General features: G+C 36.3%; 8 protein-coding genes. All 8 read left to right on the top strand.

Annotation, left to right across the window (positions count from 1 at the left end):
* Positions 1-10: 10 nt before the first annotated feature.
* The 8 genes from BCER98_RS16110 (at position 11) to lonB (ending at position 17,859) form a co-directional block, all read left to right on the top strand.
* The gene (locus BCER98_RS16110) at positions 11-9,310 is read left to right on the top strand and encodes a type I polyketide synthase (protein WP_012095652.1); all 9,300 of its coding nucleotides are present in this window, start codon (positions 11-13) and stop codon (positions 9,308-9,310) included.
* 147 nt (positions 9,311-9,457) lie between these two features.
* Positions 9,458-10,432, top strand: coding sequence for an acyltransferase domain-containing protein (locus BCER98_RS16105; RefSeq protein ID WP_012095651.1), 975 nt, complete (start codon positions 9,458-9,460; stop codon positions 10,430-10,432).
* Between the two features lie 16 nt (positions 10,433-10,448).
* Positions 10,449-11,165: a 4'-phosphopantetheinyl transferase family protein gene (locus tag BCER98_RS16100; RefSeq protein WP_012095650.1), complete on the top strand. Its 717-nt coding sequence runs from the start codon at positions 10,449-10,451 to the stop codon at positions 11,163-11,165.
* A 324-nt stretch (positions 11,166-11,489) separates the two neighbouring features.
* On the top strand, positions 11,490-11,738 hold the full coding sequence (locus BCER98_RS16095; RefSeq protein ID WP_012095648.1) for a hypothetical protein: 249 nt from the start codon (positions 11,490-11,492) through the stop codon (positions 11,736-11,738).
* A gap of 202 nt (positions 11,739-11,940) precedes the next feature.
* Positions 11,941-12,939 (top strand): hypothetical protein, encoded by a 999-nt coding sequence (locus BCER98_RS16090; RefSeq protein ID WP_012095647.1) that lies wholly within the window; start codon positions 11,941-11,943, stop codon positions 12,937-12,939.
* 333 nt (positions 12,940-13,272) lie between these two features.
* Positions 13,273-14,556, top strand: coding sequence for a trigger factor (tig, locus tag BCER98_RS16085; RefSeq protein WP_012095646.1), 1,284 nt, complete (start codon positions 13,273-13,275; stop codon positions 14,554-14,556).
* A 262-nt stretch (positions 14,557-14,818) separates the two neighbouring features.
* Positions 14,819-16,078 carry an ATP-dependent protease ATP-binding subunit ClpX gene (gene clpX, locus BCER98_RS16080; RefSeq protein ID WP_012095645.1) on the top strand — a complete coding sequence of 420 codons (1,260 nt, stop codon included), beginning with the start codon at positions 14,819-14,821 and terminating at the stop codon, positions 16,076-16,078.
* A gap of 110 nt (positions 16,079-16,188) precedes the next feature.
* Complete coding sequence (gene lonB, locus BCER98_RS16075) at positions 16,189-17,859, top strand: ATP-dependent protease LonB (RefSeq protein ID WP_012095644.1); 1,671 nt, start codon at positions 16,189-16,191, stop codon at positions 17,857-17,859.
* Positions 17,860-18,027 lie beyond the last annotated feature (168 nt).

Below are 18,027 nucleotides of genomic sequence, written 5' to 3'. Positions count from 1 at the left end.
GCGAATCATAATGAAGCGAGTTAAAAGGGAGAAGAATTGTAAGTTATCTATAGCAATTGGAAAAAATATCGAAGGGGAATTATATAAAAAAGAAAATATTGGGCGATTGTTAATGGAAGCAGCAGATGAAAGAAAAGATAGTGGAATTACCTTTATTCAAAACGATGGAGTTGAGGATTTTTTATCCTATGAATCTCTCTTAAATCGTGCGGTACGATGCCTTGGTGGATTGCAGAAAAAAGGGATTCAGCAAGGACAACATGTCATGCTGGTATTGGAAGATAGTCGTGATTTTATTATATCATTTTGGGCATGTATACTCGGAGGGATTATACCTGTACCACTTGTTTATCCGACTTCGCTGAAGATGAAAAATTCGATTTTGGATAAATTATTTGTTGTATGGAATTTATTAGAGAAACCGGTTATTTTATCGGATGATCATGTCGTGAATCATCATGAAAAGATTGAATCGCTTCTAGCGGTAAAAGGAATGGAATTTCTTTCGATATCAACATTGTATAGTGCGAATGAAGGAGGAGAAATCAATCTTGCACCTTCTGATACACCTGCCTTTATTCAATTTAGCTCGGGAAGTACGAGTGTACCGAAAGGTGTTATTTTAACGCATCGAAATTTATTAACAAATATAGAGGCAATGATAGCAGGAATTCATCTCAATCATGAAGATAAATCGTTTAGTTGGATGCCTTATCATCATGATATGGGGTTAATTGGTTTTCATTTAGTACCAACAGCAAAAGGGATTCATCAGTTTAATATGAGTCCGATGAAATTCGTCAAAAGACCAAATTTATGGCTGGATTATATAACAAAACATCGTATTACACTCACTGGTTCTCCTAATTTTGGATATCGTTTACTGTTAAGTAGAGCAAAGGAAGAGCAGTTTAAGAAGTGGGATTTACGATCTTTGCGATTAATTTTTAATGGAGCAGAGCCTATTTCCGTTTCGTTAATGCGTGAATTTATGAGTAAATTGAAACAATGTCATTTAAGAAAAGAAGCAATGTTTCCAGTTTATGGGATGGCGGAAGCTTGTTTAGCTGTCAGTTTTCCAAAGTGGAATGATGAACCTTTCGTGAATTGTATAAACCGTAAAACGCTAGTTTCAGAATCGAGGGTAGAGAAATGTCTAGAAACAGATCGGCAAGCGATGTTGTTAGTTGAAGAAGGTTCTCCTGTAGCAGGAATGAAAATTCGTATTGTGGATGAAGTTGGAAATGTTGTCCCAGAAGGAATAGTGGGCGAAGTGCAAATATATGGTGAAAATGTAACAGATGGGTATATATATAATGATCGTGTTACAAAAGAATCAATCCAGGATGGATGGTTAAAGACGGGGGACACGGGTTTTCTACTGAATGATAGACTTACAATAGTAGGACGAATTAAAGATATTATTTTTGTGAATGGTCAAAATTTTTACGCTCATGATATAGAGGGAATAATTGAAAAGATAGAAGGGGTTAAACCTGGTCGCATTGCAATTTGCGGCTGGCACGATGAAAAAGAAGAGAAAGATAAAGTGGCTCTTTTTTCGAGTCTTCCTATTAAACAAAAAGACACGAACAAAATATATTCTAAAATTGTTAGTCGTGTGAATGAACTGATCGGAATCCCGATTGACTACGTAGTTTTAACGCCTTCTATACCGAAAACGACCAGCGGTAAAGTACAACGTTTCGTATTAATTGACGCATTTAAAAACAATAAATACGAAGGGAAAGTGCTTAGTAGAACGGATTTAAGTGTCGGATTACAAGATGAAAATATAGTAGAAAAACAAGAAAAGAAAGAGAAACAAAAGACTATGGAGTTTGGTAAGTATGCAGAGAAAATTCGAGAAATATGGTCGGAAGTTTTAGAGATTCCTTTGGAGCATACGCCGTATAATGAATCATTCTTATCATTAGGTGGTACATCTATTAAAGCTATTCAAATACTAGGCTATCTTGAAGATGAATTATCATTAACTCTCAGCCATGATATTTTAATCAATTGTCGTACAGTGAATGAAATGGATGAGTATATTGTGAAAGTTGTACAAGGGAATGAAGGGATTGAGAGTGGAAAGGTAAAGGTTTCTTCTCGGAAAATGTCAGAAGAATATGAAGGTGATATTGCTGTTATTGCTCTATCGTGTCGTTTTCCGGATGCTTCAACTCCAGAAGCTTTTTGGGAAAACCTTGTTCAGGGGAAATGCAGCATTAAAGAAATACCATCTGATCGATGGAGCGTAAAGGATTATTATAATCAAATTCCTCAATTTGGAAAGACGTATTGCCGTAAAGGGGCCTTTATTCAAAATCCGTATGCATTTGATGCGAGTTTATTTAACATATCAGAAGAAGAGGCAGCTATTATGGACCCGCAGCAACGTATGATTCTTGAACTCACATATGAATTGATAGAAAGAGCTGGTTATACGACGCAGATGGTTGATGGAGAAAAAGTGGGGCTTTTTATTGGAGCAGGTATGAATTCTTACTATGAATACCATTTAAGTACGTTAAATCGTCAAAACTTACAAACGTTCGATAGTTTTAAGGCTCTTCCGAAAGTGCAACAAGAAGCTATTATGAATGAGTGGAAAAAGAAATTTGGAATCATGGCAGCGCATCCTAATATTTTAGTAGATAACATTTTAAATATGATTGCAGCACGTACATCGCAAGAATTTAACTTTAAAGGTCCAAGTATGGTTGTTGATACAGCGTGTTCTTCATCATTAGTCACTCTTCATATGGCATATGAGTCGTTAAAAAGAGGGGAATGTGAAGTTGCGATTGCTGGTGGTATTAATTTATTGTTAACGCCAGCTCCATATATATTTTTTAGCCATGCAGGAGCATTATCTTCCAGCGGGCGTTCCATGGTGTTTGATGAACAAGCGGACGGATTTGTTCCTGGTGAGGGAGCGGGTCTTGTTATGTTAAAGACTTTAAAGAAAGCAAAGGCAGATGGAGATAAAGTATTAGCGACTATAAAAGCGAGTACGATTAATAACGATGGTCGTTCTATTGGAGTTATGGCGCCAAATCCAGATGGACAAAGAGAAGTTATTGAGTCGTTGTATGTGGAAAATGAAATCAGTCCTCAAACAATTCAATATGTTGAGGCACATGGTACAGGGACACGGGTTGGTGATCCGAGTGAAGTGCGTGCGATTGATACTGCATTTCGTAAATGGAATGTAGGCCAACAATCCATTGCAATCGGCTCTGTAAAAGCAAATATCGGACATTTGCTAGGAGCAGCAGGAATTGGAAGTTTCATAAAAGTGATTATGTCACTACTGTATCGCAAAATGCCACCGAATATAAATATCTTTACTCCAAATCCGATGATTAAATTAGAACAAACGCCATTTTATTTATTAGATGAGCCGAAAGAATGGAGTAAGGAAAAAGGGGTTCCGAGAAGAGCTGCAATTAACTCGTTTGGATTTGGTGGAACAAATTGTCATTTAATTGTAGAGGAAGCATCAGAAACAAAAGAAGTGAAAGTAAATCAAGCGATAGAGCTTCCAAAACATGTATTATGTTTATCTGCTCATAGTGAATCTGCATTACAACAAAAAGTGACAAACCTTATTGCGTGTTTAGAAGACTCTTACGAATATTCTTTAGGGGACGTATGTTATACAGAAAATGTAACAAGGACACCTTTGAAGCATCGTTATTCTGTAATCGCAAGTTCAATAGATGATTTAATAGAGAAATTGAAAAATAGTTCATTAGACAATACGATGGTGCAAGCATCTCCTAAAGTTGCGCTCATGTTTACTGGTCAAGGTTCACAGTATGCAGGAATGGCGAGACAGTTATATAAACTTGTTCCACGGTTTAAAAAATATGTAGATGATTGTTCGGAAGCATTTTATCCTATTTTAAATCAAAGTATTGTGGACTTATTATATGTAGAAGCAAATGAGTCTCTACTTGCTCAAACTCATATTACGCAACCAGTTGTATTTACAATCGATTATGCTCTTGGAAAATTACTTTTAGATTTAGGTGTGAAGCCTGCGTGTATGTTAGGTCATAGTGTAGGTGAGTGGGTGGCTGCTTGTTTATCAGAAATGATTACGTTGCAAGATGCAGCAAGGCTTGTAGCGATTAGAGGGGAGTTGATGAATGAAATTCAAACAACTGGCGCAATGACAGCTATATTTAGTTCAATCGCTACAATTGAACCGTTGCTAGAACCATTTAAAGATTCTTTATGGTTTGCTGGCTATAATATTACGCATCAAGTCATTTCAGGACAAGCGGAAGCGATGGAGAAGTTTTTAAGTTTGCTTGAGAAGAAAGGGATTGTATTTAAAAAATTAAAAGTTTCACAGGCATTTCATACACCGCTCATGGAAACGATGCTAGCGCCATTTAAAAAGGAATTAAGTGCAATTACATTTAATAAACCGAAAATTCCTATTGTTTCTAATGTTACAGCGGAGTATATAAGCCAACCAATTCATCCGGAATATTGGCTAGAGCATATTCTTGGAACTGTGAAATTTGAGCAAAGTATGAAATATGTCCTTGATAAAGGAATTAATATTTTTGTGGAAGCAGGTCCTGATAAAGTATTGACCAGTATGGCAAACGGCCTTATTTCTTATAAAGACAAATGTCTTATTTCGATGATTGAACGAAAAAAAGAAAATTGGGATGTATATGTCAATGCAGTGAGTAAATTGTACACGCTAGGTGTAAATATAGACTGGAAAACATTTATGAAGGATTATGGGAATGAACGGGTTATATTGCCATCTTATCCATTTGAACACAAGATTTTTAAACCGGATTTTGGAGAAGAACTTCGTTTTATGGACTGGCTTTATGAATGGAAATGGGAGATGGAAACACCTCTTTATATAGAAAATGACAAACGAGGCTCTATTCTTGTTTTCGACGATGAACAACAGGTAGGAAAAGAAGTATGTGGTATTTTGGAGCAGATTAATACTTCGGTTTATGTGGTCATTCCTGGTAATGAATTTCACTATGATGGAGATACACGTTTTACAATTCGTCCTGAAAGCATCGAAGATTATATGATGATGTTACAGCATATACAAGGGGATAGTATCTCTATTATTCATTTATGGAATGGTACAAAAGAAAGTGTAACTCCAACATTATTTCTTCAAGATGAAAGTGCGTTATTTCAAACATCTTATAGCATTATATTGATGGCAAAAGCTTTAAAGATAAAAGCATATAAGAATGTAGAATTTATAGTTGTTACAGATAGAGCCTTTGCCGTGTTACAGGATGAGGAAATTCAAAAACCGCAGCAATCTATATCTGCGGTAATTGGGCAGGTAATTGATCAAGAAAATAGTGAATTTAGCAGTTGTATATTGGATGTAGACAACAGGGCATATGAGAATAAATTTGCAGAATTAGCAGAACTCATTGTACGCGAATTAAGTATGGGTAGACAGGAAGAAGCGATTGTTGCGATTCGAGGTGGTAAACGCTTTGTTCGAAAACTAGAAAGAATTGTGCCTAGTAAGAAACAGGAAATTACAATACAAGATAATGAAACATATGTCATTACTGGAGGAACGGGGCATATTGGTGGAGAGATTGCACGCGCTTTTTTTAAAAAAGCAAAAGTGAATTTGGTTTTAACAGGAAGAGAGCAACTGCCTTCTAGAGAAGAGTGGAAGAAGGGAAATTTGAGTTCGAAAGTAGTAAGTAAAATAAATGTAATACAAGATTTAGAAAATCAAGGAGCGAAAGTTGAATACTTTGCAGTAGATGTTACAAATGAACAAAAAATGAAAGAAATGATACAAGCTGTTAAGCAACTGTATGGTTCTATACATGGTGTTGTACATGCTGCGGGAACTATTCATCATTCTGCAGGTAAACTTTTAAGTAAAGATTTAAACGACATCCAGCAAGTGATGTCTTCAAAGGTACAGGGCACAATCATAGCCGATATGGTAACAAGACAAGAACCATTGAAATTTTTTGTAACACTATCTTCTATTTCAGCATCTAAAAAGATATGGGCGGCAAATTTAGGGGACTATGCAGCAGCGAATGCTTTTTTAAATGGTTATAGTCAGTATAGAAAGAATACTGGTGCACCTGGTCGTTCGTTATCTATAAATTATTCTTTATGGGCTGATAAAGGGTTGTCAGAAATGTTTGGGGATTTATCTGCTCTTGCAGTAAAAGCGCAAAAACTAAATCCGCTTTCATCAGAAGGCGGAACGCAAGCATTTTTTGAAGTGCTGCAATATGAGGGGAAAAGTGTTGTTCATATTCTCGATCGGCAGGAAGATTGTGTAGCAAACAATGTAGCAGAAAAGGTGGTCGTATTATCTCCTTCCAATGAGCCTGCACATCCTGTTCGCTATAAAACTGCAAAAGAAATAAAAGAAATTGTGTATCAAGTAATTGCGGCAGAAATAAATTGTGATGCTGAAAGTCTTGAAGTTACAAAGAATTTCTTGGAGTTATCGATTGATTCATTAAAAGCTACGAAAGTGATTGCGGAAATTGGAAAACAATTAAATACAGAATTATATCCTACTTTATTATTTGAATATCAAACCCCAGAAGCACTAGCTGAATATATTGAAAAAACGTATGCAGTAAATCGTCAAGAAAAGGTAGAAGTGAGGCAGAAAGAAAAGATAGGTAAAGATGAAGAATCGGTAAAAGATATCGCAATTATTGGTATGAGTGTTCGAATACCTGGGGCAAATAATTTAGAAGAATACTGGAAGATATTACGAGAAGGGGAATGTATGATTCAAGAGGTTCCAGAGGATCGTTGGAGAAAAGAATATCATTATAGTTCAGATCAAGGGATATTGCATAAAACTTACTCTAAACACGGTGGGTTTATTGAGAGACCATATGACTTTGATCCGTTATTCTTCGGCATGTCCCCGAAAGAAGCGGAAGCAACTGATCCACAACAAAGAATCTTTATGCAAGTTGCTTGGGAAGCTTTGCAACAAGCGGGTTATGGTGGAAAGCATCGAACAAATCAGATCGGTGTGTTTGTCGGATGCGAACAGAATACGTATATGGAGCACTTTATTGGATATCGTTATTACATGATGATGAAAGATGTATTAGAGAAAGAGAACACTTTTGCACATCTTCCTCTGTCAGATCGCCAAAATCTTCTTAAACAGATGGTACGTATATTAGAGCCTGGACAACTAGTGGCAGATGCAATTGCAGGAAATGGATTGAATGAGGTCGCTGCAAGGGTTAGCCATTGTTTAAATTTAACGGGACCAAGCATGATTGTAAATACCGCTTGTTCGTCTTCTCTTGTTGCTCTTCATCATGCATGTCAAAGTATACGACAAGGTGAAACGAATATGGCGATAGCAGGAGGTGTGAATTTAAACTTATCACCTACGCCATTTGTTAGTTTGAGTAGAGTGACAGCCTTATCATCCAATGGAAACTGTTATCCTTTTGATGCAAGGGCAAATGGTATGGTTTTATCGGAAGGAGCAGGGGCAGTTCTTCTGAAATCATTAGAGCAGGCAATGGAAGATGGGGATCATATATTTGCTGTTATTAAAGGATCGGCTATTAATAACGATGGACGTTCTCAAGGCATTACAGCACCGAGACCTCAAGGACAGGCAGAAGTGATTCGAAGCGCATATTTGAATGCGAATGTTCATCCAGAAACAGTCTCATATATTGAGACGCATGGAACGGCAACACCATTAGGAGATCCAATTGAAGTAGAGGGGATGACTCGCGCTTTTCGTACTTTTACAGATAAAGAAGGTTTTTGTGGGATTGGATCTGTCAAATCATCTATCGGTCATATGCTTTCAGCAGCAGGGATTGTTAGCCTTGTTAAAGTAGCGCTTGCGATGAAACATAAAGTGATTCCGCATACAGTCAATTATGATACGCCAAATCCAAATTTAGATTTTCAACATTCACCGTTTTATGTAGTAGCGAAACAACCTCAAATTTGGGGTGACGAGAAACAAAATCATCCGCTACGAGCGGGTGTAAATGCTTTTGGGTTTGGTGGGACAAATGCTCACGTTATCCTTGAAGAGGCACCAATTTTGCAAAGAAAAGTGAATCATTCTGTACCTGAAATGAAAAGGCCTTCTTTATTGCTGCTTACTGGAAGAACAGAGAAGGTAATCCAAAACGTTGCAATGCGTTTAAAAGAACATATAAAGCAGAATCCAGATCTTTGTGTTCCCGAAGTTTGTTATTCTATGAATAGTTCGCAAAAAGAGTTATCGTGCAAAGTAGCAACGGTGATTAAATCGAAGGAACATCTTTATTCCGTTTTAGAAGCGATTGAAATGGGAAGAGAACGCTCTGAAGTGATAAAAGGTCGTTCAAATCCAAATAAACGAATGACAACTCATTTTCTATTTGATGGTACATTATGCTTGGATAAAGCACATATAAAGCAATTGAATGATACATTTTCTATTTTTCACGCAGCGTATAAAAAGTGTTTAGATGTGTTTGAAACGGAAGAGAATGAAAATAGTACTTCTTATCGACAAATACAAAGTTTTTCGTGTCAATATGCGATTGGAAAATTGTTGTTGCATTCTGGAATACAGCCTAAAAGTTTCGTGTGTGAAGGAATTGGGATTCTTGTTGGGGCTGCGTGCACAGGAATCATTACGGTAGAAGCGGCAATCCAATTTATTAAAGGGAATAAAAATCTAACAAGTGAAATTTTGCAAAATAGAAACGATACAGAATATAAATATACGATTATAACTCCGATGGGAATTATCCATAAAGAGCATACGGATATTTTAAAATCTTTATGTATGACAGATATGCAGTATACGATAACGACAAAGGATATTGCCGAATATGTAGATAAGAATGATGTTGTGATTCAATGCGGAATAAGTAAGAGTGATTTGCAAGGAAGATTAATATCAATGGATATAGGCAAAGTTTCTGATTCGGTACATGAGCTTCTTTTGTGTATGGCTAAACTTTATACGTTAGGTGTGAACTATAATTCAGTTGCATTTTTTGAAGGAAATGAGAACCGAATACCGTTACCAACATATCCATTCGAAAATAAAATGTACAAAGTTACGTTCGAAGATGAAAACATATATAAAGAAGCACTTTCTAATACGGAGTTACACCAAAAGAGTAATCTAGTTGAAAGAGATGTGCATAAATTAGTTCCACTTCATCTAGATGAAACTGTACAGGATTCTGAAAAAAGTAAAAATATGAAACAGCTCAATCATGACTTAGTCATGTTATTTGGAAACATAATTCAATAAGGATCAAATATTGTGATTGGATAGCGACATAGCGTATATAGAATAGTACCTATGTTGCTATTCATTATTTATATTCTAGAATACAAAGTCACCTGGAATGATAGCAGTTTTATTTCATAGAGCGGTAAGGAGAAAGGAAACGATAATATGATTTATAATTTAGATGAGAAGATAAAAAAAAAGGTTGTTTTTCTATTTTCAGGACAAGGCTCTCAATACTATCAAATGGGAAAGGAATTATTTTTTCGTTTTAATCGCTTTCAAGAAATCGTCATGGACTTCGATCGAATTGTACAAGATTGGATTGGGAAATCAGCTGTAGAAGAATTATATGGTACAAAGCAAGTAGCACATTCGTTTACAGAAACAATGCTGACGCATCCGTCTATATTCATAGTGGAATATGCGTTAGCTCGCTTTTTAATCGAAAGTGGTATTAAGCCTGATTATGTAGTGGGAACGAGTTTAGGTGAATTTACTGCATTGGCTGTATCTCAAGTAATGACACCAGAATCAGCGCTAGCATGTGTGTTAAAACAGGCGCAACTGGTAGAAAGAGATTGTGAACCAGGAAATATGTTGTTGATTCAAGAAGATGTGAGTTTGTTTTACGAGACAGATTATTTATATTGCCGAAGTGATTTGGCAGGAATACAATCGAATCATCATTTTGTCATATCTGTAGTGAAACAGAATATGAAAGAGATAGAACAATTTTTAAGATTACATAATATAAACTATTATAAGTTACCTATTTCTCATGCATTTCATTCGACTTCCATGGAGGTAATAGCAAATGAATATAAGAAATTCTTGAGCAAAATAAAATATAATAAAGTGAATATTCCGTTAGTTTATTCGGTAGATGGACAAATGAAGAAAGAAATATCATCTGATTACTTATGGGAGGTTACGAGAAAGCCAATCTATTTTTGTAAAGCGATATGTACGCTGCAGAAAATATGTTCTGATGCCGTATTTCTTGACTTAGGTCCAGGGGGGACGCTTCATAATTCATTGCGATATATAGGAAATCAAAATACTTCTTATCATAGTTTCCCTCTTATGAAGCCTTATCAGAATGCTGTTTGTGTTGAACAAATAAAAGAGTGGATCCGATAGTAGGGAGGAGTTACTGTTGAAACTTTCTAAATTAATAGCCGTTCAATTAACTGAAGATGTTCCTATGATAGATTTAGAGATTATTTTGTCTTTTGTAAATCAACAAAAGCGCAGTAAATTGAAACAATATAGAAATATGAAAGATGTTCGCAGATCTCTTGTAGCGGAGTTAATTATTAGATTAGAAGTTCTGAAACAAGTAGAAATGAATAATGATGAGATTATATTTTTAAATAATGCCTATGGAAAACCGTTTTTACAAGGCCTAGATTTTTTCCATTTTAATATTTCCCATGCTGGTGAATGGGTGGTATGTGCATTTGATGGTATGTCTATCGGAGTGGATATTGAAAAAGTTGAGCGGATTGATCTTGATATAGCAAAACATGTTTTCTCGAAAAAGGAATACGAAAATTTGATGTTACAAAATGAACAGAAACAATTAGAGTGTTTTTTTGAATATTGGACAGCAAAAGAAAGTTATATAAAGGCTATTGGAAAGGGACTGTCTATTCCTTTAAACTCTTTTACAATTGATTTTGAACGGGCGAGTATTATTGCTGAGGAAACAGAATCAAAAGATTGGATGCTGAAGTCGTATGAACTCGACCTACAGTATAAGGTGACACTATGTACGAAAAATGCGTCATTTCCTGAAGATATAATGATACGAGAGGAAAAACAAGTGTATGATGAAGTGTTATCATACGTGATGAATCGCATAACAAAGTAAGTATACATAAAATGCTTGTAAACAAATGAAGGGTAGCAGTTTCCCTTTTTTATCATTTCTATCGGTTACATGATGAAATCTTACACTTCTGTAAGGTAAGTGTAAGGAAGTTCGATGGTAACAAATTGTCAGTCTTTTTATAATAAAGGTAACAAAGATGAATCGAGGAGGAAAAAACATGAAAGGATTAATCGTAACGACTTTAACAGTGGCATTTGGCTTTGTTGCGTATGAAAAGTTAATGAGTGTCATTGAGGTTGTGAAACATTTAGTAGCGTAGAAGAAATATGTTTATATGAGAAGGGGAAGGGAATGGGTAGATGAATGGAATGGTTATTTGGAATGATAGGTATTGGTAGTGTTATATTATTGTTATTTGTTCCAGTTGGTATATTAAGTTCGACCACAAGTTTATTTTTTCTATGTTTGCTTGCTTTCATTATGCTGATTATTATGTTTTTAGTGAAGCAAAGTAAACCGATCTTCTTTTTTAGCATAATTGTGATGGCAGTTATTGCTCTTCAGGTCATTCTTCTTTTTATCTATCCTACAATTACTCGTGCTTTCCAGTAATTTAAAATCTTCTGCGGTAGTTGTTGAGGATGTTTACCGCATGAAAAATCAGTATTTCTTTTGTTTATTTAGTAGATTTAAATGTAAAAAAAGAATATTTTTATATTTCGAACAAAGAGGTTTCGAATGTTGTGTTCTGATTCTTCATTTGATATATTTACTTTGAAGAGACTAAAAATCTAAAAAAAAAAGAGGCGAACGTATGGATAAAAAAGAAAATACGGTCGTATTGTTTCCGCAGTTGTCAGAGCGCTATATTGATCAAGGTTTTTTGGCGCTAAAAGAAAGGGAATTTGAAGAGGCGTTGCGTTGTTTTGAAATATTACGTCAGTATAATGCAGAAACAGAACAAACAGAATTGGCCTCGGTAATTTGTTTACTAGAATTAAAACGAATCGAAGAATCTAAAAAACAATGTGAGAAGTTGCTGGAAACAGGAACAGTTTTGTTTGGGGATATCCTTGAAACATATGTAACGATTTTAGTGCAAACAAATGATTATGAAGGTGTCATTCAAACGGTTGAAGAAGTGCTGCAGACGAAAGAACTGCTCCCGGAACAAAAAGAGAAATTAGCGCAGCTTGCTTTATTTGCACAAGGTATGCTTGGTGGGGAAGAACTGCCTCCGATAGGTTCTAATTTTGAATTGAACGAATTTGCAAATGAACTATTTTCAGATAACTTCGGGCAGCAGTTGCGAGCGATTAATGGTCTTTTATTAAAGGATCTTGATAAGGCGCTACCTGCTTTACAGAAGTTTCTTTTGGATGACAAGCAGCACCCTTATTTGAAAACTTCTATTTTATATAAGATGGTAGAAAATAAAATGGAAAAAGAGGTAGAAGTAGAGAAATTCGGTGAAACAATTACAGTTATTCCGGCACAGGTAGGTCATGATGAAGAGCAATCTGAAAAGATTATACATATATTATCGAATCGATTAGAAAATGATTACCCTGATATATTTAAGACAATTATTACATATTGGAGAGAGATGCAAACGAGCATTTTTCCTTTCCCTCTATTAATGAATAACCCAAAAGTTTGGGCAGCTGTTTTAGAGAGAATAGGAAGAAAACGTTTCGGGTTAATCGTCGATGAAGAGGAACTCATGAAAGTGTATCATATTCATTTAGAGGAATTTCATATTGCCTATCAATGGTTTTTACGTGTTGAGAAGGAAGGATATTTCCCTGTATAATTATGAAAAAGAATTGTTCAGTTATTGAAACGAGAATATTCTATGTTATAATGTAAGGGTTGCAAAAGGCTGAAGTCTGCCTGTTTGTAAGAGGAGAGAAGGATACTTCTCTTACTTAATATGTCTCATATTATTCTCGAACAAAATATACCTTAGTTGTTTTTTGTAAACAACGAATAGATTAGAGCGATGTATCTGAAAGCTTTTGCTCGAAGATAAAAATGCCTGCACTCATTGGGTGTAGCGCTCTCGTTGTTTCTAAAGAAAGGAATAATGGAATTTTAATCTATAGAGGTATGTGCATACATTATTATAGTTGGAGGGAAAGAATAAATGGCTGCAAAATGGGAAAAATTAGAAGGTAACGTTGGCGTATTAACAATCGAAGTTGATGCTAAAGAAGTTAACAAATCTCTTGACGCTGCGTTCAAAAAAGTAGTAAAAACAATTAACGTACCAGGTTTCCGTAAAGGTAAAATGCCTCGTCCGTTATTCGAACAACGCTTTGGTGTAGAATCTTTATACCAAGATGCATTAGACATCATCTTACCAAAAGCATACAGTGAAGCAATCGATGAAACTGGTATCTTCCCAGTTGCTCATCCTGAGATTGACATCGAGAAGTTCGAAAAAAATGAAAACCTTGTTTTCACTGCGAAAGTTACTGTAAAACCTGAAGTGAAACTAGGCGAGTATAAAGGTTTAGCAGTAGAAAAAATCGACACAACTGTAACTGACGAAGATGTAGAGAACGAATTAAAAGCTTTACAAGAGCGTCAAGCTGAACTAGTTGTGAAAGAAGATGGAACTGTTGAAAACGGTGATACAGCTGTAATCGACTTTGAAGGTTTCGTGAATGGCGAAGCATTCGAAGGTGGAAAAGGTGAAAACTACTCTCTAGCAATCGGTTCTGGTACATTCATCCCAGGCTTTGAAGAGCAATTAATTGGTCTTAAAGCAGGTGAGTCTAAAGATGTTGAAGTAACATTCCCAGAAGAGTACCATGCAGAAGAACTTGCTGGAAAACCAGCAACATTCAAAGTAACAGTTCATGAAATCAAAGCAAAAGAACTTCCTGAGTTAAACGACGAGTTCGCTAAAGATGTGAACGAAGAAGTTGCAACTCTTGATGAGTTAAAAGCAAAACTTCGCACAGACTTAGAAGAAGGCAAAAAGCATGAAGCTGAACACAAAGTGCGTGACGAAGTGGTAGAAAAAGCTGCTGCTAACGCTGAAATCGACATTCCAGAAGCTATGATCGAAACAGAATTAGATCGTATGGTTCGTGAATTTGAACAACGTTTAAGCCAACAAGGTATGAACCTTGAGCTTTACTACCAATTCACAGGTACTGATGCTGACAAGCTAAAAGAACAAATGAAAGAAGATGCGCAAAAACGTGTAAGAATCAACCTTGTTCTTGAAGCAATCATTAAAGCTGAAAACATCGAAGTTGCTGAAGAAGAAGTAAATGCAGAAATTGAAAAAATGGCTGAAATGTACAATATGCCAGTAGATGCTATTAAGCAAGCTCTTGGAAGCGCAGAAGCTCTAGCTGAAGATCTTAAAGTTCGTAAAGCTGTAGACTTCTTAGTAGACAATAGCAAAGCTGCATAATAAAATAACAAGGCGCGATTTTAATCGTGCCTTGTTTTATAAATATGAATATATTTGTAAAACTTTTTGGTGAGGAAGGAAAAGAACCTTTAAAAGTCGAATATACATATTTCAAAAGTTTTAAAAACTTTTTATTTGTACATAACTAATCATATTATTTGTATTTCTCGCCACGTAGTGACATAATATGTATTTACATACGATACATTTATCGTGTACATACGAAGGCAAGATATTAGCACTTTGTAAGGGGTGTGAAAATATGTTTAAATTTAACGATGAGAAAGGACAATTGAAGTGTTCTTTCTGTGGTAAAACACAAACGCAAGTTCGAAAGCTTGTTGCAGGACCAGGTGTCTATATTTGTGATGAGTGTATTGAGCTTTGTACGGAAATTGTACAAGAGGAGCTTGCGAAAGACGAAGAAGTAGAATTCAAAGATGTACCGAAACCAATAGAGATTCGTGAAATTTTGGATGAGTATGTCATCGGGCAAGATAATGCGAAGAAAGCACTAGCGGTAGCGGTATATAATCATTACAAACGCATTAATTCTAACAGTAAAATCGATGATGTAGAATTGGCGAAGAGTAATATCGCACTTATTGGGCCGACAGGTAGCGGTAAAACGTTATTAGCTCAAACATTGGCGCGTATTTTAAATGTTCCGTTTGCGATTGCGGATGCAACATCTTTAACAGAGGCGGGATATGTAGGGGAAGATGTAGAAAATATCTTGCTTAAACTCATTCAAGCTGCTGATTATGATGTTGAGAAAGCAGAAAAAGGAATTATTTACATTGATGAGATTGATAAAGTGGCACGTAAGTCAGAAAATCCATCCATTACGCGTGATGTATCTGGTGAGGGTGTGCAACAGGCACTTCTGAAAATTTTAGAAGGTACTGTAGCGAGCGTTCCGCCTCAAGGGGGGCGTAAACATCCACATCAAGAATTTATTCAAATTGATACAACGAATATTCTATTTATTTGCGGTGGTGCGTTTGACGGTATTGAGCCAATTATTAAACGTCGCCTTGGTGAGAAAGTAATTGGATTTGGTTCTGAGAAGAAAAATGCGGAAGTAAATGAAAAGCATGTTTTATCTCACGTATTGCCAGAAGACCTGTTACGATTTGGTTTAATTCCAGAATTTATCGGTCGTCTACCAGTTATTGCAAACCTAGAGCCGCTTGATGAAGATGCTCTTGTTGATATTTTAACAAAACCGAAAAATGCACTTGTAAAGCAGTTCCAAAAATTACTGGAGCTTGATGACGTTGAATTAGAGTTTGAAGAAGGCGCACTAATTGAGATTGCGAAAAAAGCAATTGAACGTAAAACAGGTGCTCGTGGACTTCGTTCTATTATTGAAGGCTTAATGCTTGACGTCATGTTTGAACTTCCATCTCGTAAAGATATCGAGAAGTGTATTTTAACAAGAGAGACAGTAGCAAATAATGCACCACCAAAATTGGTGTTACAAGATGGTACTGTACTCGATACAAAAACATCTGCATAATGTTTAAAGGAAGAAACAGCAATTTTTGTAATTGCTGTTTCTTCTTATGTTTAGCGCGATTCCTCTCCGGAAATACTAAAGAGTAAAAACGTAGCGGGAGGAAATGAATCATGAGCTGGACAAACATATTCTTACTCGTTCAACTTGTTTTTGGTGTTATTGTCGGTTTATATTTCTGGCATTTGCTCCGAAATCAGCGAACGCAAAAAGTTTCCATTGATCGAGAATCGAAAAAAGAATTAGAGCAACTTCGTAACATGCGTGAGATTTCTTTAACAGAACCACTTGCGGAAAAAGTACGTCCCACATCTTTTTCAGATATCGTTGGACAAGAAGATGGGATTCGATCATTAAAGGCGGCACTTTGTGGACCAAACCCGCAACATGTCATTATATATGGACCTCCTGGAGTAGGGAAAACAGCGGCGGCGCGTCTTGTGTTAGAAGAAGCAAAGAAAAATCAAAAATCTCCATTTCGTAAGAGCGCAGCATTTATTGAACTGGATGCAACAACCGCACGTTTTGATGAGCGCGGCATTGCTGATCCTTTAATCGGTTCAGTACATGATCCGATTTACCAAGGGGCAGGAGCGATGGGACAAGCAGGAATTCCGCAACCTAAAAAAGGGGCTGTCACAGATGCACATGGCGGTATTTTATTTATTGATGAAATTGGAGAACTTCATCCTATTCAAATGAATAAAATGTTGAAGGTGTTAGAAGATCGAAAAGTATTTTTGGAAAGTGCATATTACAGTGAAGAAAACACGCTGATTCCAACGTACATACATGATATTTTTCAAAAAGGTTTACCGGCTGATTTTCGTCTTGTTGGAGCAACAACGCGCTCGCCAGAAGAACTTCCACCTGCGATTCGTTCTCGTTGTTTAGAGGTGTTCTTCCGTGAATTGGATACGGAAGAAGTTCAAAAAGTGGCAAAGAATGCAGCGGAAAAAATAGAGATGGAAATTGACGAGCAAGGAATTGAAATGATAGGAATGTATGCAAGAAATGGCCGGGAAGCCATTAATCTTGTGCAAATTTCTGCTGGGATGGCAATTAATGAAGAGCGTTCCTTTATTAAGAATGAGGATGTTGAATGGGTGATTCATGCTAGTCAACTTACTCCAACGTATGAACGGCGAATATACCCCATTCCACGAATTGGCTTAGTGAATGGTCTGGCTGTATATGGGCCTAATACAGGAGCATTATTAGAAGTTGAAGTTACAGCTATTCCTTCTCAGGGTAAGGGGACAGTAAATGTGACAGGTATTGTAGAGGAAGAGAGTATCGGGAGTCAAACGAAATCGATTCGTCGTAAAAGCATGGCGAAAGGATCGGTTGATAATGTATTAACTGTACTTCGTTCTTTAGAATTATTGCCAGAAGGATATGATATACATATTAACTTTCCTGGAGGGATTCCAGTTGATGGTCCATCAGCTGGAATTGCAATGGCTACGGGAGTGTATTCCGCTTTACATCGCGTATATATAAGTAACGAAATTGCGATGACAGGGGAGATTAGTATTCACGGAGAAGTGAAACCAGTGGGTGGTGTATATGCAAAAGTGAAAGCGGCAAAAAAGGCAGGGGCAAAAAAAGTGATTATTCCTGCTGAAAATATGCAGCCATTTTTGTATACGATAAAAGGAATTGAAATTATTCCTGTTCGCAAGCTAAAAGAAGTGTTTGAATTGGCATTCGTACAGGAAAATTTACATCGTGAACTGGATATGCGTAACGATTTAGAAGAAGGCGATGTACAATCTATGTAAATAGGGTGAAGCTTTCGGTAACGCGTTTCATTACATACGAATCAGAGCGTTGTTCGGTAGGGATTTTTGTAGAAATAAGAAGCATATTGCGCACAATGGTAAGAGAAATATTTGCCAGACTTCGTTTAAGTTTGTATGCTTAAGCGGAGTCCATTTTTCTTTTATGAG

This window comes from Bacillus cytotoxicus NVH 391-98, assembly GCF_000017425.1.
GTDB lineage: Bacteria > Bacillota > Bacilli > Bacillales > Bacillaceae_G > Bacillus_A > Bacillus_A cytotoxicus.
This window is presented reverse-complemented; position numbering and strand designations above follow the sequence as displayed.

What these genes read in the sequence shown, in the direction of transcription:
- BCER98_RS16110 (WP_012095652.1), top strand. Translation starts at nt 11, where the DNA reads ATGAAGCGAGTTAAAAGGGAGAAGAATTGTAAGTTATCTATAGCAATT.
- BCER98_RS16105 (WP_012095651.1), top strand. Translation starts at nt 9,458, where the DNA reads ATGATTTATAATTTAGATGAGAAGATAAAAAAAAAGGTTGTTTTTCTA.
- BCER98_RS16095 (WP_012095648.1), top strand. Translation starts at nt 11,490, where the DNA reads ATGGAATGGTTATTTGGAATGATAGGTATTGGTAGTGTTATATTATTG.
- BCER98_RS16090 (WP_012095647.1), top strand. Translation starts at nt 11,941, where the DNA reads ATGGATAAAAAAGAAAATACGGTCGTATTGTTTCCGCAGTTGTCAGAG.
- tig (WP_012095646.1), top strand. Translation starts at nt 13,273, where the DNA reads ATGGCTGCAAAATGGGAAAAATTAGAAGGTAACGTTGGCGTATTAACA.
- clpX (WP_012095645.1), top strand. Translation starts at nt 14,819, where the DNA reads ATGTTTAAATTTAACGATGAGAAAGGACAATTGAAGTGTTCTTTCTGT.
- lonB (WP_012095644.1), top strand. Translation starts at nt 16,189, where the DNA reads ATGAGCTGGACAAACATATTCTTACTCGTTCAACTTGTTTTTGGTGTT.